15 protein-coding genes are annotated in these 23,147 nt (G+C 65.3%); 3 read left to right on the top strand and 12 right to left on the bottom strand.

The features are described 5' to 3' along the window. The first annotated feature begins 26 nt into the window (after window positions 1–26). Window positions 27–8,486 (top strand): MBG domain-containing protein, encoded by an 8,460-nt coding sequence (locus ABWP89_RS10165; RefSeq protein WP_353229036.1) that lies wholly within the window; start codon window positions 27–29, stop codon window positions 8,484–8,486. A gap of 157 nt (window positions 8,487–8,643) precedes the next feature. Continuing rightward, window positions 8,644–8,982, top strand: a complete 339-nt coding sequence (locus ABWP89_RS10160) for a hypothetical protein (protein ID WP_353229035.1) — start codon at window positions 8,644–8,646, stop codon at window positions 8,980–8,982. A gap of 30 nt (window positions 8,983–9,012) precedes the next feature. On the opposite strand, the gene ABWP89_RS10155 is transcribed toward ABWP89_RS10160, so the two are convergent. From ABWP89_RS10155 to ABWP89_RS10100, 12 genes are all read right to left on the bottom strand, one after another. Continuing rightward, window positions 9,013–9,606 (bottom strand): hypothetical protein, encoded by a 594-nt coding sequence (locus ABWP89_RS10155; protein ID WP_353229034.1) that lies wholly within the window; start codon window positions 9,604–9,606, stop codon window positions 9,013–9,015. Window positions 9,607–9,727: 121 nt separating this feature from the next. After that, window positions 9,728–10,543, bottom strand: coding sequence for a type II secretion system minor pseudopilin (locus tag ABWP89_RS10150; RefSeq protein ID WP_353229033.1), 816 nt, complete (start codon window positions 10,541–10,543; stop codon window positions 9,728–9,730). A 38-nt stretch (window positions 10,544–10,581) separates the two neighbouring features. Next, entirely contained in the window at window positions 10,582–12,651 is a 2,070-nt protein-coding gene (gene gspD / locus ABWP89_RS10145) for a type II secretion system secretin GspD (RefSeq protein ID WP_353229031.1), read from the bottom strand. Beyond that, window positions 12,648–13,175 carry a hypothetical protein gene (locus ABWP89_RS10140; RefSeq protein WP_353229030.1) on the bottom strand — a complete coding sequence of 176 codons (528 nt, stop codon included), beginning with the start codon at window positions 13,173–13,175 and terminating at the stop codon, window positions 12,648–12,650. Before ABWP89_RS10140 ends, gspD begins: the two co-directional genes overlap by 4 nt. Next, entirely contained in the window at window positions 13,147–13,698 is a 552-nt protein-coding gene (gene gspM, locus ABWP89_RS10135) for a type II secretion system protein GspM (protein WP_353229028.1), read from the bottom strand. Before gspM ends, ABWP89_RS10140 begins: the two co-directional genes overlap by 29 nt. 2 nt (window positions 13,699–13,700) lie before the next feature. Continuing rightward, complete coding sequence (locus ABWP89_RS10130; RefSeq protein ID WP_353229027.1) at window positions 13,701–14,729, bottom strand: hypothetical protein; 1,029 nt, start codon at window positions 14,727–14,729, stop codon at window positions 13,701–13,703. Next, entirely contained in the window at window positions 14,726–15,412 is a 687-nt protein-coding gene (locus ABWP89_RS10125; RefSeq protein ID WP_353229026.1) for a prepilin-type N-terminal cleavage/methylation domain-containing protein, read from the bottom strand. Before ABWP89_RS10125 ends, ABWP89_RS10130 begins: the two co-directional genes overlap by 4 nt. Then, entirely contained in the window at window positions 15,409–15,774 is a 366-nt protein-coding gene (locus ABWP89_RS10120; protein ID WP_353229025.1) for a prepilin-type N-terminal cleavage/methylation domain-containing protein, read from the bottom strand. The genes ABWP89_RS10125 and ABWP89_RS10120 overlap by 4 nt, the downstream gene beginning before the upstream one ends. Then, on the bottom strand, window positions 15,771–16,241 hold the full coding sequence (locus ABWP89_RS10115) for a pilus assembly FimT family protein (protein ID WP_353229023.1): 471 nt from the start codon (window positions 16,239–16,241) through the stop codon (window positions 15,771–15,773). Before ABWP89_RS10115 ends, ABWP89_RS10120 begins: the two co-directional genes overlap by 4 nt. Continuing rightward, the gene (gene gspG / locus ABWP89_RS10110) at window positions 16,225–16,668 is read right to left on the bottom strand and encodes a type II secretion system major pseudopilin GspG (RefSeq protein ID WP_353229022.1); all 444 of its coding nucleotides are present in this window, start codon (window positions 16,666–16,668) and stop codon (window positions 16,225–16,227) included. The genes ABWP89_RS10115 and gspG overlap by 17 nt, the downstream gene beginning before the upstream one ends. Next, window positions 16,665–17,915, bottom strand: coding sequence for a type II secretion system F family protein (locus tag ABWP89_RS10105; RefSeq protein WP_353229021.1), 1,251 nt, complete (start codon window positions 17,913–17,915; stop codon window positions 16,665–16,667). Before ABWP89_RS10105 ends, gspG begins: the two co-directional genes overlap by 4 nt. After that, window positions 17,912–19,570 (bottom strand): GspE/PulE family protein, encoded by a 1,659-nt coding sequence (locus tag ABWP89_RS10100; protein WP_353229019.1) that lies wholly within the window; start codon window positions 19,568–19,570, stop codon window positions 17,912–17,914. The genes ABWP89_RS10105 and ABWP89_RS10100 overlap by 4 nt, the downstream gene beginning before the upstream one ends. Before the next feature lie 677 nt (window positions 19,571–20,247). Here ABWP89_RS10100 and ABWP89_RS10095 point away from each other — a divergent pair. Continuing rightward, window positions 20,248–22,998 carry a substrate-binding domain-containing protein gene (locus tag ABWP89_RS10095; protein ID WP_353229018.1) on the top strand — a complete coding sequence of 917 codons (2,751 nt, stop codon included), beginning with the start codon at window positions 20,248–20,250 and terminating at the stop codon, window positions 22,996–22,998. Window positions 22,999–23,147: the final 149 nt, after the last annotated feature.

Here is a 23,147-nt window from a genome sequence, read left to right as displayed (position 1 = left end):
TCAGACCTTTAACGGAGCGCAGACCCATGCGTCTTTCCAGGCACAAACTGAACCTTACCGCCAGCGTGACCGCGCTGCTGGCCGCTACCGCGGCCGCCCCGGCCTTTGCCGGCGGACTGCCCATCAACGGCAGCGTCGCCACCGGCAACGCCAGCATTGCCGGCAGCGGCAACACGCTGACCATCAACCAGACCACTGCCAACGCGGTGATCAACTGGCAAAGTTTTGATGTCGGCGCGGGCAACACGGTCCGGTTTGTGCAGCCGGACGTCAGCAGCGCCACGCTCAACCGGGTAACCGGCAACACCACATCGGTGATCGCGGGTCAGATCACCGCCAATGGCAGCGTCTATCTGATCAACCCCAACGGCATTCAGATCACGTCAACGGGCGCGATCAGCGTCGGGCGCGGGTTTGTCGCATCGACGTTCGATCTGGCCGATGCCGATTTTGTCGCGGGCAAGGGCACGTTCACCGGACACGGCGGCAGCATCACCCACGCCGGCACGATCACCACGCAGACCGGCGGCTTTGTCGGGCTGCTGGCGGGCAATGTGGCAACCAGCGGCAGCATCCTGGCCCCATCCGGGCATGTGGTGATCGGCGCGGGCACGCTGGCCACGCTCGACATCAATGGCGGCGGATTTTTGCAGGTTGAACTGCCCGGCGGCGCGGCGCTGTCTGCCGATGGTTCGGCCGCGCTGGTCAGCGGGGCTGCGGCGCGCGATGCGGTGCGCAACATCGTCAACCTGCCGGGCACGATCAACGCGCAAAGCGTCAGCGGCACATCGGGCAGCATCGACCTGGGCGGCACCATCAACGTTGATGCAGCCAGCGGCAATGGTGGCCATATCATGGTGCTGGGCAACAGCCTGGCGGGCCATGCCAGCCTGTCGGCGCGCGCGCTGGGCGTCAGCGGCAATGGCGGCACCATCGAAACATCGGGCAATACGGTCGATTTTACCGGGTTCACGATCACCACCGCCGCCGTGCATGGCCGCACCGGCACCTGGCTGCTGGACCCGCTGGATCTGACGATCGACGCCGCTGGCGCCGCGGCGCTGTCGACGGCGCTGGCCAGCAACAGCGTGATCCTGCAGACCACCGGCACCAGCGATGCGACCGGCACCGCCAGCGCGACCGGGTCCAACACTGCGGTCAACCCCAGCGCCTATGGCACCGCGTCCAACGGCACCGGCAATATCAACATCACCAGCGCGGTCAGCTGGTCGAGCAGCAATTCGCTGACGTTGCAGGCGTTTGACGGCATCAACATTACTGCGCCGATCACCGCGGCGTTGGGCGGGCTGGTGCTGACCGCCGGCAATGGCGTGGCGCAGACCGGCGCGATCACCGCCACGGCAGGGGTGTCGGTCGGCACGTTCAGCCTGACCAACGGCAACTGGGCGCAGAACACTGCGACCTTGCCCACGTTTTCCGCCACCGATTTCAGCTTTGATGCGGTCAACGCCAGCTTTCTGCGCGTGACTGGCGGTTTGGGCACCGCGGCCAGCCCCTATCAGATCAGCGATGTCTATGGCCTGCAGGGCATCAATTCGGCGCTGCACCTGTCGGCCAGCTTTGTCCTGGCCAACAATATCGACGCCACCGGCACATCAAAATGGAATGCCGGCACCGGGTTTGCAGCCATCGGCATCGATGCGGCCGATGCGCTGGTGGCCCCCAACGCCGGCGGCAGCGGGTTTACCGGCAGCTTCAACGGGCAGGGCCACACCATCAATGGCGTGACGATCAAGCAGGCCAGTTCCGACAACATCGGCGTGTTCGGCTATGTCGATACGGCTGGTGCGATCAGCAACGTCGGGGTCACTGCGGTATCAATCACCGCCAACAGCAATGGTGGCGGTCTGGTCGGGCAAAACCTGGGCACGATTTCCAACAGCTATGCCACCGGCACTCTGACCGAAGGTGGCGCGGGTATCACCGGTGGCCTGGTCGGGCTGAATGCCGGCACGATTTCGGGCGGTTCCTATGCCGCCGTGACGGTCAGCGGCACCGATACGGTCGGCGGGCTGGTGGGCAGCAACAGCGCCACCGGTTCCATCACCAACAGCCACGCCACCGGTGCGGTTGCGCAGACCGGTTCGGTCGGTGCGGTCGGCGGACTGGCCGGACAGAACTATGGATCGATCGTCGACAGCTATGCGACCGGTGCGGTGCATGGCAGCACGGTGGTCGGCGGCCTGGTCGGGCTGAATGCCGGCGGGGCGGGTGTGACCGGCAGCTATGCCACCGGGCTTGTCACCGGCACCGACGTCAGCACCGGGATCACTGGCGGTCTGGTTGGCGAAAATGCCGGCCATATTGCCAATGGCAGCAGCGGCGGCAGCTATGCCACGGGCGTGGTCAACGGCACCATCAACGTCGGCGGGCTGGTCGGGCAGCAGGACATCACCGGCAGCATTGTCGGCGCCTTCGCCACCGGCAAAGTCACCGGGACGGGATCAAACGTCGGTGGCCTGGTGGGCGCGGCATTCGGGTCGATCAGCAAAAGCTATGCCACCGGCGCGGTTGCCGGCAAAAATTTTGTCGGCGGGCTGGTCGGCGCCAATTACGGTTCGATCGCCGATACTTATGCCACCGGTTCGGCCACCGCCGGCGCGATCAAGAGCCAGGCCAATGTCGGCGGGCTGGTCGGCCAGAGCGCGGCGATCGCGGGCGGTCCAACCCCGACGATCACCCGCAGCTATGCCAGCGGACTGGTCAAGAGCACCGTCGCCGGCGCCACCGCGATCGGCGGGCTGATCGGTTCGAACCTGGGCACGATCAGCGCGTCGTTCTACAACGACCAGACCACCGGGCAGGGCGATGCCAATGGCGGCAGCGGGCTGAACACGTCGGGCATGGAAACGCTCAGCGTGTTTTCCGGTGCCGGGTGGAGCATTGACGATACCGGCAGCACGTCCAGCACCTGGCGCATCTATGGTGGCAACACCGCGCCGCTATTGCGTCTGTTCCTGACGCCCTTGACCGTCAGCGCCAACAATTCGACCATCACCTATGATGGCGCCGCGCATTCGGCCACCGGCTATACCGCGCCCGGCGGCGCCAATGCGGCGAATATCCTGGGCACGCCCAGCGTCGGCACCGCCAGCGGCACCAACGCCGGGACCTATGACGTATCGCTCAGCGGGCTCTATTCCAACCAGCAGGGTTATGACCTGACGCTGACACCGGGCAAGCTGACGATCAATCCGGCCAGCCTGACAATCTCTGCCGATCTGAAAAGCCGCAGCTATGGCGCGGCGAACCCGGTGTTCAGCTTTAGCCAAAGCGGCCTGATCGGCACCGACGCACTGACCGGCAGCCTGACCACCACCGCCACCGCCGCCAGCAACGCGGGCACGTATGGCATCACGCTCGGCACGCTGAGCGCGGGCAGCAATTATACGATCAGCTATGTCGGCAACAACCTGGTGGTCAATCCGGCCAACCTGACCGTGACGTACAACGCCACGCCAAAGACTTCGACGTTTGGCACCACGCCGTCGGGGCTGACCGGGGTCGTGGCCACCACCGGGCTGGTCAATGGCGATACGCTGGCCGGGGTGACCATCGGGACGGCGCAATGGACCACCACTGCGACCGCCGCCAGCAATGTCGGGACATATGCGATTACCGGGTCGGGCCTGTCGGCCAGCAGCGGCAATTACACTTTCACCTTTGCACAAGGTGCGGGCAACAATACTGCGCTGACGATCACACAAAAAGCGCTGACTGCGGTGACCGTCGGGCTGACCGGTTCGATCACCAAGGTCTATGACGGCACGCTGGCCGCCACGCTGACCTCGGCCAACTATGTGCTGTCGGGGTTCGTCAATGGCGATGGCGCCACGGTCAACCAGACGGTCGGGACCTATGCTTCGGCCAATGTCGGCAGTGGCATCACCGTCACCGCCAATCTGAGCGCGGCGAACTTTGTCGCCAATGCCGGCACCGATCTGGGCAATTACAGCCTGCCGACCACGGCCACCGGCAACATCGGCGCGATTACCCCCGCCAGCGTGACCGTCACCTACAACGCCGCGCCGGTGTCGAACACCTTTGGCGCCACGCCTGCCGGCCTGGCCGGATCGTTGAGCGCGGTCGGCATTGTCGATGGCAAAGCGATTTCCGCGATCACCACCGGATCACTGTTGTGGGGCACCACCGCCACCGCGGCCAGCAATGTCGGTCGTTACGCGGTGACCGGTTCGGGCCTGTCGGGCAACGACGGCAATTATACCGTGTCGTTTGCGCAAAGCCCGGGCAACGCCACGGCGCTGGTGGTCAACCCCGCCACGCTGACGGTGACCTATACCGCCAATGCCGCCACCAGCATTTATGGCACCACGCCGTCGGGGCTGACCGGATCGGTGGTCGAAACCGGGCTGGTCAACGGCGATGTGCTGGCCAATGTGACCGGCGGCACCGCCAGCTGGTCGGCCACCAACGCCAATTCCACCAGCCACGTCGGCCATTACACGGTGTCGGGCAACGGCATTTCCACCACCAGCGCCAATTACATCATCAACGCGGTGCAGGCAGCGGGCAATGCGACGGCGCTGACCATCAATCCCGCCAGCCTGTCGGTGATCGCCAATGCGCAGACGCGCAGCTATGGCGCGGCCAACCCGGTGCTGAGCTACAGTTCCAGCGGCCTGGTCAATGGCGATACGCTGTCGGGCAGCCTGGCGACGAGTGCCACGACGGCATCGCATGTCGGCAATTATGGCATCACGCTGGGCACGCTCAGCGCGGGCAGCGATTACACGATCGGCTATACCGGCGCCAATCTGGCGGTGACCCCTGCCAGCCTGACGGTGACCTATACCGCCAATGCCGCCACCAGCACGTATGGCACCACCCCGGCCGGGCTGACCGGCGCGGTGGTCGAAACCGGGCTGCTCAACGGTGATACGCTGGCCGATGTGATCAGCGGTACCGCGACCTGGGCGACCAGCGCCACCAGCACCAGCAACGTGGGCCATTATGGCGTGACCGGCAGCGGCCTGGCCAGTGCCAGCGCCGATTACACCATCAACGCGCTGCAGGCCGCAGGCAATGCAGCCGCGCTGACGGTGAACCCCGCGTCCCTGACGGTCACGTACAACGCCGATGGCAAGAACGTCGTGTACGGCACGACTCCATCGGGCCTGACCGGCACGGTGGCCACCGCGGGCCTGGTCAACGGCGATACGCTGGCCGGGGTTACGACCGGAACCGCGGCGTGGACCACGACCGCCACATCGGCCAGCAATGTCGGCAGCTATGCGATCACCGGATCGGGGCTGACGGGCGCGAACAGCAATTACCAGTTCACCTTTGCGCAAGGCGCAGGCAACGCCACCGCGCTGACGATTTCGAAAGCGCCGCTGATCGTGGTGACCGCCGGGCTGACCGGTTCGATCACCAAGGTCTATGACGGCACGCTGGCCGCCACGCTGACCTCTGCCAACTATGTGCTGTCGGGCTTTGTCACCGGGCAGGGCGCCACGGTCAACCAGACCGCCGGCACTTATGCCTCGGCCAATGTCGGCAGCGGCATCAGCGTTACCGCCAACCTGAGCGCGGCGAACTTTGTCGCCAATGCCGGCACCGATCTTGGCAATTACAGCCTGCCGACCTCTGCCACCGGCAACATCGGCGCGATTACCCCCGCCAGCGTGACCGTCAGCTACAACGCAGCATCGGCATCGAGCACCTATGGCACCACGCCCGGCGGCCTGACCGGTTCACTAAGCGCGGTCGGTATTGTCGATGGCAAATCGGCGTCCGCCATCACCACCGGTTCGCTGCTGTGGGGCACGACAGCCACATCGGCCAGCGGTGTGGGCAGCTATGCCGTGACCGGTTCGGGCCTGTCGGGCAACGACAGCAACTATACCGTGTCGTTTGCGCAGGGCGCGGGCAACGCCAGCGCGCTGACCATCAACCCCGCCAGCCTGACCGTGACCTACAATGCCAATTCCGCCAACAGCACCTATGGCACCACCCCTGGCGGGCTGGGCGGTGCGGTTGCCGAAACCGGGCTGGTCAACGGCGATAGCCTGGCCGAAGTGCTGAACGGCACCGCGCAGTGGGCCACCACCGCCACGGCCACCAGCAATGTCGGCGCCTATGCGATCACCGGCAGCGGGCTTTCTGGCGACAGCGCCAACTATAGCGTGCATTTCGTGCAAGGGCTGGGCAATGCCAGCGCGCTGACGATTGATCCGGCCACCCTGTCGGTGATCGCCAACGCGCAGACACGCAGCTATGGCGCGGCCAACCCCGTGCTGACCTACAGCGCCACCGGGCTGGTCAATGGTGACACCCTGTCGGGCAGCCTGGCGACGACCGCCACGGCGGCATCGCATGTCGGCAATTATGGCATCACGCTGGGCACACTGAGCGCGGGCAGCAATTACACGCTGGGCTTTACCGGCGCCAATCTGGCAGTGACCCCGGCCAGCCTGACCGTGACCTATACCGCCAGCGCGGCCACCAGCACCTATGGCTCCGCGCCCGCCGGATTGACCGGGTCGGTTGCCGGAACCGGGCTGCTGAATGGCGATGTACTGGCCAATGTGATCGGCGGCACGGCCACCTGGGCGACCACCGCCACCGCGGCCAGCAATGTCGGCCAGTATGGCGTGACCGGCAGCGGAATCACCAGCACCAGCGCCGATTACACCATCAATGCAGGTCAGGCTGCGGGCAACGCCACGGCGCTGACGGTCAATCCTGCCAGCCTGACCGTGACCTATACCGCCACTGCCGCCACCAGCACGTATGGCACCACGCCCGCCGGGCTGACCGGATCGGTCGCCGAAACCGGGCTGGTCAATGGCGATTCGCTGGCCAATGTGGTCAGTGGAACGGCAAACTGGACGACGACCGCCAGCAGCACCAGCCACGTCGGCCATTATGGCGTGACCGGCAGCGGTATTGCCAGTGCAAACGCCAATTACACCATCAATGCGGTGCAGGCGGCCGGCAATGCCGGTGCGCTGACGATCAACCCGGCCAGCCTGGCGGTCATCGCCAACGCACAGACGCGCAGCTATGGCGCGGCCAACCCGGCGCTGACCTACAGCACCACCGGGCTGGTCAATGGCGATACGCTGTCAGGCAGTCTGGCGACGACCGCCACGGCGGCATCGCATGTCGGCAGCTACGGCATCACGCTCGGCACGTTGAGCGCGGGCAACGATTACACGTTGGGCTATACCGGCGCCAATCTGGCGGTCACCCCGGCCAGCCTGACGCTGACCTATAACGCCACGGCCGCATCCAGCACTTATGGCTCCACGCCTGCCGGGCTGACCGGCGCGATCGGCGCGACCGGCCTGCTCAACGGTGATACACTGGCAGGGCTGACCAGCGGCACGGCCAGCTGGACCACGACGGCAACCGCGACCAGCGGTGTCGGCGTTTATGCGATCACCGGCAGCGGGCTGACCGCGGTCGCCGGTGGGGATTACACCATCGCGTTTGCGCAAAGCGCGGGCAATGCCACGGCGCTGACGGTCAACCCCGCCAGCCTGACGGTGACCTACAACGCCAATACTGCCACCAGCACTTATGGCGCGACGCCGACCGGGCTGACCGGGTCGGTGGTCGAAACCGGGCTGGTCAATGGCGATACGCTCGCCGCGGTGGTCAGCGGAACGGCGCAGTGGACGACGACCGCCGGGGCCCGCAGCAATGTCGGTGCTTATGCCATCGCCGGCAGTGGCCTGGCCGGCAGCAACGCCAACTATGCGGTGCATTTCGTGCAAGGGCTGGGCAATGCCACGGCGCTGACGATCAATCCGGCCAGCCTGGCGGTGATCGCCAACGCACAGACGCGCAGCTATGGTGCGGCCAACCCGACGCTGACCTACAGCGCCACCGGGCTGGTCAATGGTGATACGCTGTCGGGCGCCCTGGTCACCACGGCCACGGCGGCATCGAATGTCGGCAGCTATGGCATCACGCTTGGCACGCTGAGCGCGGGCAGCAATTACACGCTGGGCTTTAGCGGCGCCAATCTGGCGGTGACCCCGGCCAGCCTGACGCTGACCTACAACGCCATGCCGGCAAATTTCGTGACGGGCACGCCGCTGACCGGGCTGACCGGCAGCGTCAGCGGCACTGGCCTGGTCAATGGTGATACCGTGGCCAGCGTGACCAACGGCACGGTGATCTGGACCACCCTGGCCACCAGCGCCAGCAACCCGGGCGCCTATGCAATCATGGGCAGCGGGCTGGTTGCGCACAGCACCAACTATACCTTTGCCTTTGCGCAGAACCCCGCCAATGCAACCGCACTGACGATCAGCCCGGCATCATCGCAGTTCGGGTCGAACACGCTGGGCCATCAGGATGCATCGGGCGCAAACGGCGATGGATCAGACCAGAACCAGACGCTGAACGGCAACAACGATGTCAGCCAGCTGAACCTCGACACCGGCGCTGCCAAGGATTGCCAGCCGGGCGTGGAGTGCCCCGCCACGCATTGATGGCAGACATGGGCCGGATCGTCGCATCCGGCCCGGCGCAAACGCGTAGAACCCCTGATGCATGCGGCACGCCATATTGACCACATCGGGATAGCTTTGCCTGACCGCCTGACCCGGCACACCGCCCGGTCCGCTGCGTCCATAGCAAGGTGTTCCGATGTCGTTTGCCCACCGCGATTTTACCCCGCAACGCCGCCTGACCACCGCCGAATCCGCGATTCTGGCGCGCGAAGTGCTGGATCGCGCGCGCCAGGCGCTGCGCGATCGGCCGGTTGCGATCCAACCGGCGCCGGTGGCCAATCCCGGCATTGTGCACCGTGGCGCAATGCCACGATCCGCGCTGCGCCGGGTGACCAGCGCGGTGACGGGCAGGGTGCGTGGAATCGTCCGGTCCGGCCTGGGGACAATCGGCAGCGGTCAGGGCGGTGAACTGGTCGTGATCGTGCTGTGCCTGATGGTCAGCGTGATTGGCGCGACGGTGCATCCCCACCTGTGACGGTGCGCCCCGCCTGATGCCAAACGCCGATCAGGCAACCGGTGTCAGCGCCTGTCGTGCGGCTTCGCCCTGCAGGATGTGGCACGTTCCCTGATAGATATGATCCTGCTGATAATGCGTCAGCTCGGTCGCGCGCAGCATGAACAGGTTGGCGGTGCCGGTCGCGGTATCGATCGGGTTGATCACGATCAGGTTCAGCAGCGGTCCTTCGATCGTCGCGCTCAATTCGGTGCGTTCGGGCCACAGGTCAACGATCCGGCCGAAATGTCCGTCGGGCTGGCCCGAAATGTGGTCAGGATCGCTGATGATGCGCGTGCGCGGATCAACCGGTGGCGCCTTCTCGGCGGCATCGGGCGGCCTTCCGACCAGCACCGGAATCGATGGCAGGAACAGCGTAAACACATGGTGGCTGTCAAACCGCAACTGGTCGGGTCTCTGGGCCAGGTGCGGGTCGAAATTGGTGACATGCCCGACCAGGCACGTCAGCAGCCGGTCTGGCAGCGTTGCCGGCACCGGTGCGGGGGTCGCACCCGCGTCTGCCGCAGCGGGCAGCATGATCGCAAGGGTGGCACAGGCCAGACCCAGGCTTCGTATCCATTCCCCGCGGCGTAGCCACTTGACCATCATCACATCCTGAATGCGCACAAGATCGCGGTGTCGCGCGACGCTTGCGCTCTTATGCCGGGGATTGTGTCAATCGAATGAAACCAGCGCGGTGAACCTGCATTTATGCCCCGCCAATCGGTTATCGGACCGCGTGGATCACGTAAGGGCGCCCGGCTTTGCCCGTTATGACGATCACCGCTTCGTGGTGAGCGTGGCCACCCCCCGGCGCTTCGGCGTCGACCGCGATGGTCATCGGCCGATTGAGAAAATCGCTGGCCTTGGTGATGGTGATCACCGCTTGCTGGCCCTGAGTTTCGCGCTGGCGCGCCAGCGCAGAGGGGGACAGGTCCCCGCCGTCGGACAGCACCGCCAATGCCGGCCCTTGCGCATAGGCCGGGTCGATCGACAGCACATCGCGGTCGATGGTGACGCTGTCGCGCAACTTCGCGGCAATCACCGGCCCCACGCCACGCACCCGCGCCAGTTCATCCACCGACAGCAGGCCGCCGTTGCGCGGGGCAATTTTCTGTTGCGCGTAATAGAACGCTTCGGCGCCGCTGGCGCGTGGCTGATCGTCATCGTCCATCCAGTCCTGCAACGAATCGCTGGCGATCGCCAGCTGTTCGCCCGACAGGCCGGCCTGGGCAAACATGCGTGTGATCATGTCGCCTTCGATATGGCTTAGCGGGATCTTGCCGCGTTCATCGCTGATGCGAATGGTCACCCGGCTGCCATCGAAATCGAACTGGTGTTCGTGGCCGCGGACCAGCCCCAGCATCGCGTCTTCGCCGGCCACCAGCCCGTGCTCGGCTATCGCCAGCCCGGCATCGGCAGCCAGGTCGGCGCGGGCGCGGGCCAGTTCGCCCGTGCCGGATGCGATGCTGATCCGCGTGGCGGTGCCGATCGCCAGCGCCAGTGCGCCAAACACCGCAATCGCCGCCACCGCCGCGATCAACGCATAGCCGCGCTCGGCGGCGGCGGGGCGGGCGGGTATCAGGGGATGCCGCCCGGGCTGCGCAAGGGGCCAAGCTGGTGCAATTTGCGCGCCAGTTCGTCGGTAATCCCGCGCGCGTCATCCTCGGTGGCGATGACATGCGGTTTCAGCAGCACGATCAGTTCGGTCCGGGTGTCCTTGGTCCCGCGCGACCCGAACAGGCCGCCAAGGACGGGGATTTGCGACAGCAGCGGGATGCCGTTCTTGGTCACGGTCCTGGTGTCGCTGAACAACCCGCCCAGCGCGATCACCTGCCCATCCTTCACTTCAACCGTGGTCGCAATCTTTCGCGTCGAAATTGTCGGGGTCGCTGCTTCGACTGCCGAACCGCCGCTGCGGGAACTGACATTGCTGACCTCTTGCGCGACGTCGAGCTGAACCACCCCGCTGGCATTCACGCGCGGGGTGATTTTCAGAATGATGCCGGTGTCGGCATAGGCGATCGAGGTTGACGATCCGCCGGCGCCGGTGCTGCTGCCGGTCTGCGTCGGCACCTGGTCACCCACCTGCAGCGATGCGGTCTGGTTGTTCAGCACCAGCAGTTTTGGTGCCGATACCACTTTGACATTGGTGTGTTTTTGCAGTGCGTTCAGCGTTGCGGCAATGCTGTTACCCATGGTGAAAACCGAAAACCCGGGAAAGTTCTGGGTCAACGGTACGCCGGACGGGCTGGTGGCATAGCCGACCTGGGTGCTGCCGCTGGCGTTGGAATAGTTCCACTGCACGCCATAGGCCAGATCGTCGGTCAGCGTGACTTCGGTAATCGCGGCTTCGATCAGGATCTGCTTCGACACGATGTCCAGCTTGCGCAAGGCATCCTCGATCACCGCATATTGCCGCGCGGTGCCGAACACGATGACCGCGTTGTTGGTTTCATCGGCAGTGATCTTGGCCTGCGCCGCGCTGCCACCGGATGTTCCGCCGCCGCGCTGCGCCACGCCGGTGCCGCTGGTTACCGGCGCGGCCGGTGCCTGGGCAAAGCCACCGGGGGGTGAAGGCGGCTGACCCCCGTAATCGCCGGCGCCACCCGTGGCGCCGCTGCTGCCGGCCCCGCCAGACGCGGCGGAAATGCCGCCATAGGCAGCATTGATGGTCTTGGTCAGGTCCTTTGCGCGGCTGTTCTGCACGCGATAAACAAAGATGCGCTGTTCGTTGTTTTCGCCTTCACGGTCAAGGATTTCGATCCACCGCCGTACATCGTCAAGATATTGCGGCTGCGTGCTGATCGCCAGGATACCGTTGAGCTGGTCCATCGCGATCAGCCGCACCAGGCCATGGGTCGGCGAATCCGGCGCGTTGATCAGCTTGTCCAGCGATGGCACGATCAGCCGGGCATCGGTACGTTGCGTAATGTATAACGCAAAACTGGTGTTGCGCAGCCAGTCGACATCGAACTGCCGCAACAGGTCGCGCGCACTGGCGCGCTGGCCCGTGCTGCCTGCAATGGTGACCATGCCGGTGGCGGCATTGGTCTGGGTGATCACGCCGGGCAGCACGGTGTCGAGCAGTTTGCGCACTTCATCGGCGTTGATGAAATGCAGCGTGATCACCTCGCTGCCTGCACCCGCAACCTCTGGCGCGATCAGATTGCGCGCGCCGGCCGCGGTCTGGATTTCATAGCCGGATGCGACCGGCACCAGCGCGAGATTGCCCTGCTGCAGCGCGGCTTCGAACAGATCGAACAGCGCCGCCTTTGACACCGGATAGGGGGTTACCAGCGTGACCGTGCCCGCGACGCCCTGCGCCACCACATAGTTTTTGTGCAGCAGGTCGCCCAGCACGGTGGCGGCCACCGCGCGCACATCGGCGGCGGGAAAATTCAGCGTGATGTCACCATGTTCGGGCGGTTTTGGCGCGGGTCGCGCCACCACCGGCATCGGCGCAGTGCCGCGCACGACGGTGGTGCGCACCGGCATGTCGAGCACGCTGGTCGGGTCTTTTTCCTGCGCAATCGATGGCGTGGCCGGGATTTCGATCGGTGGCTGAGCGGCCATCGCTGTCGGGCCGGACAGCGCCAGCAGCGTGATCGTGGTGATCGCGGTTGAAAGGGGCCGATTGGATGGGGTCATTGGTCATCTGCTGGTTTGCCGGGCGCGCCGGAAATCGGCGGCGGCGAGGGGTGCGCGCCATAGGCGGGCGTCAAAATGCGATGTCTGCCACGCGACAGGCGCGGGCCAAATGGCGTCAGCGCATCCAGCCGCCATCCGGCCAGCTGGCCGCCGATCGCCAGGTAGCGCACGGCGCCATTCGCGCGTTGCACCACCGCCAGCCGCAGCTGTCCACGCTGAACCACACCGGCGATGATCGCGCCGCCCAGCGGGTCGGGCGGCGGTGGCGCGGGTGCTGTGGCACCAGCGCCGGGCTGGTTCGCCACCGGTGAAAACGGATCGCGGCTGGCGATGACCGGCGGGGTCACCACCACTGGCGGCATGGTGGCCGGCGCGGTTTCGCCGATGCGCGCGGGCGTGCCGCCCACGGGCAGGTCGATATGCGACGGGATAGCCAGCTGCACGACCGCCGCCGCCGCCAGTACGGGCAGCAGCAGAAACGGCAGTCGTGCCGGACTACCGCGTGGCGGCAGGGCGAAAGGCAATCGCGATATCAAATTTCACATCCAGGTTTGAGGTGGCGCCAGATACCAGCGCGTCATCCGCGCTGACGGCCAGGCCGGTGATGGTCAGCAGCGGCGGCGCATTTTCGACAGCGGCGATCAACGCCGGCAGCTTTCCGGCGGGAACGCGCATGGCCACGCGCATCGCCATCATGGCGGGCGCGGCGGTCACATCCTCTGCCCCGTGGAATTCGCCGCCGACCGCGTTGGCAGCGGCCTGCATGCGGTCGCGCAGCTGGTCTGCCGCCGTTGCACGATCGGCGGCGATCAGGGCATAGCGCGCGGTCTGGCGGCTCCGCGCGGCGGCCTGCCGGCCCAGCCGGGGGATGGCGGCGATGGTGCGATTGTTGGCGGCATAGCGGGTCAGCAACGCTTCACGCGCATCGGCGCGGTCGGCAAATCCGCCGAACAGCGGTTGGATCACCGCCACATACACCAGCGCCAGCGCGGCCAGCAGCAACAGCACCGCAACCAGCCGGGATTCGCGCGGCGATAGCGCACGCATGATTATGGTTTCCCCAGTTTCAGCGTAATTTCAAACGGTTCGCCCAATGGCGTCGGCGCCGCATTCGATGTGTCGCCATAACGTGCGACCGCCAGCCCGGCCTTGCGCAGCGCGCCCGGCACATCGGTTTTGGCGGGATGGAACCCCGCCAGGCGCACACTGGTGCCTTCCCAGGTGAACCGTTGCAGCCAGGTACCGGCGGGCAGCGCGGCAGTGATCCGCGCCAGCAGGGCCAGCGGTTCGTGGTGTTGGCGCGCGGCGATTGTCGCGGTGGCAATGGCATCGTCGCGGCCCATGCGGGTCAAAATGCCATGCGCGACGTTGACCGCGGGCTGCTGCTGATCAACCACCGCCGCCAGATTGTCGGTCAGCGCGGTATCGCGCCACACCAGCAGGCCGATGTTGAGCGCAAACAGAAACCCGGCGGCCAGCCAGAACGGCGCGGGCGATTGTTCGACCGCCCCGGCCAGCCCGGCCCGGCGCAGCGCCGGCAACAGGTCGATCGGTGGCGGCTGACCCGGTTCGGGCGCGCTGACCAGCACGCAGGCAGGCGCGCGCGGCGCATTGGCCAGCACTTGCGCCAGCGCCTGTGCGCTGGCGCGCGGCAGCCCGGCCACCTCTACCGACAGGCGGCCCGCCGGGGTGTCGCTGGTGGCGGGATTGATCCGCGATCCCAGCAGCACATCGCCGCGCGCGATCGGCATGATGCGGTCGGCGTCAAGCGCGATCAGACTGGCGACGTCACGCGGGGGCAATTGCGGTGTGGTGATTGTGCGGATCAGCGTCAGACCGACTGGCAGGACCACCGCCACCGGCGCGCCCGATCGCACAGCGCGGCCATCCGCCGCCGGCACCGGTTCCAGCACGCCCTGCGCCGGATCATAGGCCATCAGCGTCAGCCGCCGCGCGGTGGTCTGGCGCAAACGCGCTGGTACCAGCCCGGCCAGTTCATCGATCCACCAGCGCCAGCCGTTGGTGATCCACCCGCGCACGGTCTGCATGTCAGCGTCAAGAATGCCGCGCCCGCTCATGTGTTGCCTGCCCTGGTGCAATCGTCGGACAGCGAGTCCTGCGGGCAGGTGTCGGCGGTGGTCGCGCGCGGGTGGACGATCAGATCGGGCCACACGCGTGTATCGCCGACCGGAAAGCTGACTCGTACCCGCACCAGTTGCGGCAAGGTGTCACGATGGGTCCAGTTGTCCTGCCACATCAGCCCCGGCGTGCTGCCAGCCGACAGGCGGCCAAGATAGCGGATTTCAATTCCCGCCGTGCCCGGCACCAGCGGGTGCGCGGTCCATCCCACCGTGGCGGGGTTGTGCACATCGATGCGCTGGTCCAGCGTGTTGACGCTGAACAGCACCAGATCCCCATCGGGATCGCGCGCGATGCGGTAATAATACAGGGCGTCGGGCGCATCGTGGTCGGCGGGATCGGCAATGAAATCGACCCGGCCGTCCAGCCCGACGAAATCGATGCTGTTGTTCCCGGTCTGGGTTTCGGGCACCGGCTGAATCCCTGCCAGCCGCTGGCGCAGCACAAATTGCGCCGTGGCCACCAGATCAACCCGCGCATCGGTCTGGTTGGCCAGGCTGAGCCCCTGCCCGACCCGGCCGATGCCGCCGGCAAACAGCAGCGCGGTCACGCCCAGCACGACCAGGCTGACCAGCATTTCGATCAGGCTGAAACCGGCACTGGCGGGCCCGCGCGCGGTCATGGCGCGATCCGCATGGTGGCCAGCCGCGCCAGTTGCTGATGATCGGCATTTCCAACCGTGATTGTCAGCTGTTCCAGCCGGCCATGGGCAAATGCCTCGGCATTGCCGTAATTGTCGCGTTCGATCTGCCAGGCAAGGCCCAGCGCGGTGCCCGCTGTTTCGGTATCGCCGCCGACCGCGCGATCCAGCTGCGATTGCGCCACCATCAGCGCCGCGCGGCGTTCGCGCACCATGCGGCGCGCGCGGGCATCGGCGGTCATCGTGGCAAACAGCGTCAGCGTCATGGCGGCAATGATCGCCAATGCGACCAGTGCCTCGATCAGCGAAAAGCCCGCTTCGTGCGCAGGCCTGCCCAGCGTCATGGTGCAAAACCGATCCGCGCGGTGGCGGGATCGATGGTGAAGCGGCTGGTGGCGGCCCCGGCATGGATCACGCCGGTCGCCGCGCGCGTCGATCCATCGCCATGGATGGTGACGCCGCCTTCGGGCCATTCGACCACCGCGCCAGCGGGCAGTGCCAGCGGCGCCGGCCCGGCCGAAAATACCAGCGTGTGCGCATCGATGCCGGCCAGTGCGATGCTGACCGGGCGATCGCCGGCCACTGCCGCGCTGCGTGCCTGCGCCACTGCCAGTGCCACCGTGCCACGCGCCGCATCCATCGGCGCGCGCGCCATCAGCCGTTCCAGCAACGGCCAGCCGATGCCGGTGGCCAGCGCCATGATTGCCACCGTCACCATCATTTCCAGCAGCGTAAAACCGCGCTCGCCAGGCGCAGGCCCGCACAGGCGGAATCGGCCAATCCGGTCGGTTGTCTTACCAGCTGCCGACATCTTTGGCCTCACCAGTGCCGCCAGGCTGGCCGTCAGAGCCGAGCGAATAGATATCAACCTCACCATGGTCGCCCGGAATTTTCAGCAGATAGGGTTTGCCCCAGGGATCGGTCAGCGCGGCGGCATCGGCAATATAGGGCCCGTTCCACGCCGGATCGCTGGCCGGCGCCTTGACCAGCGCCTGCAGCCCTTCTTCGGGGGAGGGGTAACGCCCGGCATCCAGCTTGTAGAGCTCCATTGCCGCTTCGATATTCTTGGCCTGGACATGCGCGGTCTGCGTGCGCGAACTGCCCAGATAGCGGATGACCTGCGGGCCGATGATCGCCGCCAGCAGCCCTAGAATGGCCAGCACCACCAGCAGTTCCAGCAGCGTAAAGCCGCGTTCGTTGTCTGACCGGGAAGATGGTGCAGCGCTGATAATCGTCATGGGGATACCGCCAGGTCGTTAAAGCCGAGAATGGCCGACATGATCGATGCGATGATGGTGGCGACAACCGCCCCCAGCACCACGGTGATCGTCGGGGTGAGAATGGCCACCAGTCGTTCCAGCCGGGTGCGCACATCGCGGTCGAGCACCACCGCCAGCCGCCGCAGCATCAGCGCCAGTTCCGACGTTTCCTCGCCCGTGCGCACAAACGCCAGCGCCAGCCGGGGCAGCACTTTGGTGGCGGCCAGCGGCCCGGCCAGCCCGCCGCCTTCGCGCAGGCCCTCGGCCACTTTGCCGATCGCGGCGGCGATCACCGAATTGGCGATCACCCGCTGCGCCAGCACCAGCGCTGTGGGCAGCGGCACCCCGCCATCGACCAGCGCGCCCAGCGTATGCGCAAACCGCGCGGTATCGATCCGCCGCAGCAATTCGCCCAGCAACGGCAGGCGCAGCACCTGCACATCGATCGCCGCGCGCACGCCCGGCCGCGCCGCGGCCTGGCGCAGGCCGAAGCCCAGCGCCACCAGTACCACCAGCGCATAAATGCCGTCTTCGCGCAGCAGCCGGCTGGCGCCGATCACCGCCATCGTTGCGGCGGGCAATTGCGCCCGGGAATTGTCGAGCAGGTGTTCGAACTGCGGCACGACATAGATCAGCATCAGCCCGATCACGCCGGTCGCGATGATCAGCAGCGCGACCGGATAGATCATCGATGTGATCAGGATGCGCTGCAATTCCGCCTCCTGCTCCAGCATTTCCGACAGCCGTTCCAGCGCCTCGGCCAGTTTGCCGCCGGCTTCCCCCGCCTCGGCCATCGCCGCCTCTGCCGGCGTGAACAGTGACGGGTTGTCGAGCATGGCGCGCGACAGCGGCGCGCCTTCACGCACCGCGATCAGCAACGCGCCCATTGCCTGCGCGGCGGCCGGGTTTTCGATATTGTCGATCGCCAGTGCCAGCGCACGGTCCAGCGGCAGGCCGGCGCCCAGCAGCACCGCCAGTTCGCCGATCAGTGCGCGGCTGATTGCGCGCGGCTGGCGGCGGGATTTTTGCGCCGGGCTGGCCGCGCCGCCATCGATGGCGCGCAAATCCAGCGGCACCGCGCCGGTGCGGCGGATGCGCGCAATGGCATCGCCCTGGTCCAATGCCTCGATCTCGCCCGCAACCTGGCTACCATCGGGCCGCACCGCGCGATAGCGCCAGGCGCCAGCGACAGAGGCGCGCAGGGCAGGGGCGAGACCTGCGTTCATTCGCCGCCGCTCGCCACGCGCAGCACTTCCTCGATCGTGGTCAGCCCGGCGGCGGCCTTGGCAAAACCATCGCGCATCAGGCTGTGATAGCCATCGGCGGCAGCGGCACTTTCGATCGCATGGGTATCGGCGCGCTGGCTGATCAGCCGCGCCAGCGTGGCATCGATGGCCAGGAATTCAAACACCGCCAGCCGGCCGGCATAACCGGTGTGGTGGCAAGCGGGGCAACCAGTGGCGCGCCAGAATGCCTGATCGGGCAGGCCCAGCCCGCTGCGCAGCGCGGCATCGGGGTGATAGACTTCGCGGCACTCATGGCACAGCCGCCGCACCAGTCGCTGCGCCAATACGCCCGCCAGCACCGATCCCAGCAGGAACGGTTCAACCTCCATGTCGATCAGGCGGCTGATCGCGCCGGCGGCGGTATTGGTGTGCAGCGTTGACAGGATCATGTGCCCGGTCAGCGCCGCCTGCACCGCGATCTGCGCGGTTTCGGTATCGCGGATTTCACCGACCATGATCACATCGGGGTCCTGCCGCAGAAACGATCGCAGCGCGGTGGCAAAGGTAAAGCCGATGCCCGGCTGCACTTGCGTCTGCACCACCCCGTTCAGGCGGTATTCGATCGGGTCTTCCACCGTCAGCAGCTTGCGTTCCACGCTGTTGATGCCGGCCAGCGCAGCATAAAGCGTGGTGGTCTTGCCGCTGCCGGTCGGCCCGGTCACCAGCACGATGCCGTGCGGGCGGCGCACGACCGCGGCGAACTGCGCCGCCAGCGCATCGTCAAACCCCAGCGTGGCAAAATCGAGCGTCAGGTTTGACCGGTCGAGAATGCGCATGACCACGCTTTCGCCGTGGATCGATGGCGCGGTCGCCACGCGCAGGTCAATCTCGTGCCCGCGCACGGCAATGCGCAACCGGCCATCCTGCGGCAGGCGCCGTTCGGATATGTCGAGGCCTGACACCACTTTGACGCGCGACACCACCGCGCTCTTCATCGCCTGCGGCAGGCGCGTCACTTCGCGCAACATGCCGTCGATGCGGAACCGCACCACCAGGCAGTCTTCGCCCGGTTCCAGATGAATGTCCGACGCGCGTTCATCGACCGCCTCCGCAATCAGGCGGTTGACCGCGCGAATCGCCGGCGCATCGCTGATCAGATCGCGCAGCCGGTCGATGTCATCGGCATTGGCCGCATCATCCAGCAGCGATGGTTCGTCATCGCCCAGCCCCAGCCGTTCGATTGCGGCATCGATGTCGCTGGGCCGGGCCACCATGCGTTCGACCGCGCAGCCGAACACGAACCGGAACGATTGTTCGACAAACGGATCGAACGGATCAACCACCGCGACGCGTAACCCATGCGCATCGCGGGCGATCGGCACCGCGCGGATATCGCGCAGGAAATCGGATGTCAGCGCGCGGTCCAGCGGCAGCGGGGTGCGCAACTGCTCCGCCGGTGCCACCGCCAGGCCACTGGCTGCGCCCAGATGATCGCACAGCGCGGTTTCGGTCATCAGCCCCAGCCGGGTGACCACCGCCTCCAGCCGTTCGCCGCTTTCCTGTGCCACCAGCTGCGCGCGGGCCAGCGCCTCTTTCGACAACAGGCCGTCTGCCGCCAGCACCGCACCGATCGAACGGTATACGGACGCGGGCATCGTGATCGTGCACGCCACCGAATCGCCCTGTTTATGGTCTGGCGCGGTCTGGTCAGGGGCGTCATCGAAAATCACGTTGAACCGCATCCCAAATGGCCGCGTGCGGCATAGCGCCGTGCGGCGCGATCCCTGCCACGCATCTGGCCAGCCACCCAGGGTGGCTGATGCGTGCGAAAAAACCCTGCCCGTGCCGCACGATCCGCGCTGTGCGGCGGCCTGTGGCCGCTGCCGCAGCGTTAACCATGTCCGGGTCAGACCTGGCCCGCAGCACAAGCCAAGCCATGGCCTCTATGCGGGGATTGCGACAGCATTGTTACAAACGAAACCGGCGCGTTGGCGGGGTTTGGCGGGGGTCTGACCATGCGCAGCGATACGGGCGCACCCGTTCATCATTCAGAAAGTTTTTGGCCACTGAAACAAATAAATCACATTAATGTCATCAACGATCGCTAACCACAGCCCTGCCAGCAAGGATCTTTTGCAGGCCATGGGGGGGGTAGTAAGCAAAAATTGCAATGAAAACCCATGTCTTAGCCGGTTCTTGTGTTTCGACTCAAGAATGTCGGCCAGATTCGTTTACCTGTTTGTTCAGTCAGGCAAGCAATTACGCTTGTTATTGATTCCCTGTGGAAAATTTGTCTTGTTCGAACTTCGTATGTGCGAAGTTTGACGGTTTCATGACTTTCCACGCTCTGCTGCATTCGTTTCACCACTCGGAGGTTTCCCATATGTCTACTTTTAAAACTTCACTGCTTGCCGCGACGATGATCGCTGGCGTGGCAGTGTCGTCGGCTGCCAGCGCGCAAAGCGTGCAGTCGTCCTATCCCGCCCCGTTCGACCTGCAGACCTACGTGCTCGACACCAAGATCACCAACGTGGCGCAGCCTGCAGCGCCGCTGTCGCTGGCCGACAACCCCTTCGCGATCGAAGCTCCGGGCAACCCGCAGACTGTTGTCGCGCTCTCCGGCTTTACCGGTGTTCCGACGTCGACCACTGACATCTGGGGCCGCACCGTTTACACGCCGACCACTGGTTATGCCATTTTTGACGGTGACAATGCCATTCACGGCACGGGTTCGTCGGCGGTGCAGAACACCATCGCGCGCGCAATGAACTGCTTTGGCACCCCCAACCCGCTCGCCAACGGCGGCGTCGGTGTGGCTGCTGCCGCTGGCACCATTCCCCAGGGTTCGTTCTCGGTCAAGAATGCGCGTGCCCAGAGCTATAAAGGCACGCCTGAGCTGCTGTGCAACAACGGCACGTTCGTCAACCAGTCGACCGCAACTGCTGCCCCTGCTGGCGGCATCCTGTATGGTGCCAACGCCACCACCAACACCTATTTCGTTCCCGGCGTCAACACCGCTGAATTGCAGCCGCAGTTCAGCGATTACTCGATCACCACGGGCAACGTTGCGCCTTATGGTTTTTCGGGCAAGTACATCGGCACCGGTTCGGGCTTTGGTAAAAAGGCCTGGTCATTCGGCTCCGACGTGTTCGATGACGGCTATGGCGTGACCACCGCCCAGCCCGGCTCGACCAAAAACGTTCCCAACCCGTTCGTGACCATCGGTGGCCAGAACTACTGGAGCCACGTGCAGTTCGCGATGTCGGACGCTCCGCTTGCTCCTGGTGCCAGCGCGTCCAAGGGTCAGTACCTGACCTATGTCGCCAATGCCGGTATCAAGGGTGGCCCAGCCGTTCAATTCCCGCTGTTCGTTGTGCCGATCTCGATCGTTTACAACAGCGTTTATGCCAAGCAGATCAATGGCGCGACCACCAAGACCATGACGTTCAACGTCAAAGGCAACGCGACATACCCGACCGGCGTTACCAACGGTGGCAAGGTTGCATCGCTGCAGCTGACCGGCCCGATCTATTGTGGCATCTTCAACGGCATGATCACCAACTGGAATGATCCGGCGCTGACCCAGGCCAACAAGAACATCCCGCTGTACGATCCGATCAACGACACCGCCACGCGCTGGAACACGCAGGGTGCGCCGATCCGTCTGGTTGGCCGTATGGACAACTCGGGTTCGACCGATATTTTTACCCGCCACCTTGCTGCGGTTTGCAGCCAGTCGGCGATCTACGGGTCGAGCACCACTCCGGGTTCGAACTACTTCACTGCAACTGGCGTGACCGCACCGCTCCTGCCGGTTTCAATCAAGAAGAACTTCAAGCCCAACAAGTTCCTGCAGGCTGCTGAATCGCTGCCTTATAACCAGACCCCGAATCTGGACTTCAACTCGCTGCGTGCTGACACACACCTGGTTCCCAGCGACACCACTGCCTCGGACTTCGCCGGCACCACCAACGTCGTCTCGGGCGATTACTGGACCGGTTCGATCCTGAAGAACATCGGCGCCACCACCAATGGCGGCACGGCCGTGGTTCCTGCCAATCCGACCCTCTATAACGGCAGTGGCCTGTTCATTGTCGCCAACGGCGGCGGCGCGGTTGCTGCGACGATCAGCTATGGTCCGGATTACGATCCGACCACCGGGACCTACAACAACAGCGGCGACAGTGTGGCGCTGGCTGCCAATCCCCTGCTGACAGCGTCGACCAAATTGCTGTTCAACGGCAAAATCGGTTACGTTTCGACCGACGTGGCCGTCGGTGCTGACGCTTCGGTCAACCCGACCCTGCGTTCGGCCGTGTTGGCCACGGTGCCCAACAGCTACACTGCTGTCGGTGGCATCTACGCGTACACCTACTACGCTCCGACGCTGAAAAACGTGCTTTCGGCCTTTAACAAGATCGACGGCACGCTGGCGTTCCTGCCGCCAGAATCGGACAGCACGGGTGCTTACAAGGTTGCCAACAACACTGCGACTTCCGCGCAGGGTGGTCTGATCACGCGTTCGAACCCCTACGCCTGGACCGACAACCTCTATCAGAACGGCGCAAGCTATTCTGCTGGCGGCGGCCTGCTGACGGAAAACTACACGCTGGCCATGCCGAGCCAGGGTTATCCGTTCGTGGGTACCACCCAGATGCTGACCTACACCTGCTTCAGCTCCGCGGGTAACCGCGAAGCGGTGGCAAACCTCGTGGCATCGCTGACTGGCTCGCTGACCGTCGATTCGACCAACAGCAAGGTCAACAAGACCGCGTTCAGCAGCTCGTCGGCTGCTATCCCGGGCATCATCGGTGCATCGAGCATCGGGATCGTCCCTGCCGCATGGCAGACGGCGATTGCCAACACGTTCCTGAAGGCCACTTCGGACGTGAACGACTCGCTGACTGGCGCCTATGCAACTTCGCCGCTGCACTTCACCAGCTCGCCGATCCCGACCAAGGTCAAGGTTTCGGCCGGTGTGTTCGTTTACACCCCGCCGGTGAACAACACCGTGATCTGCAACAGCGAAGGCAACACCGCGTCGAGCGCGTCGGTTGCTGCTGGTACCAACACCGGTCTCTGATCGTCCTGCGACGGTTTGAATACCACATTGCGGGGGCCCCGGATTTATCCGGGGCCCCTTGCTTTTTGCCGCCGCCGGCGGAAATCTCGCCCGGTTGCGTGTGGCAGACTGCCGGATGTCACATAACTTAAACACAAAGTTACCAAGGT

The sequence above is a fragment of the Novosphingobium sp. genome (assembly GCF_040398825.1).
Lineage (GTDB): Bacteria > Pseudomonadota > Alphaproteobacteria > Sphingomonadales > Sphingomonadaceae > Novosphingobium.
This window is presented reverse-complemented; position numbering and strand designations above follow the sequence as displayed.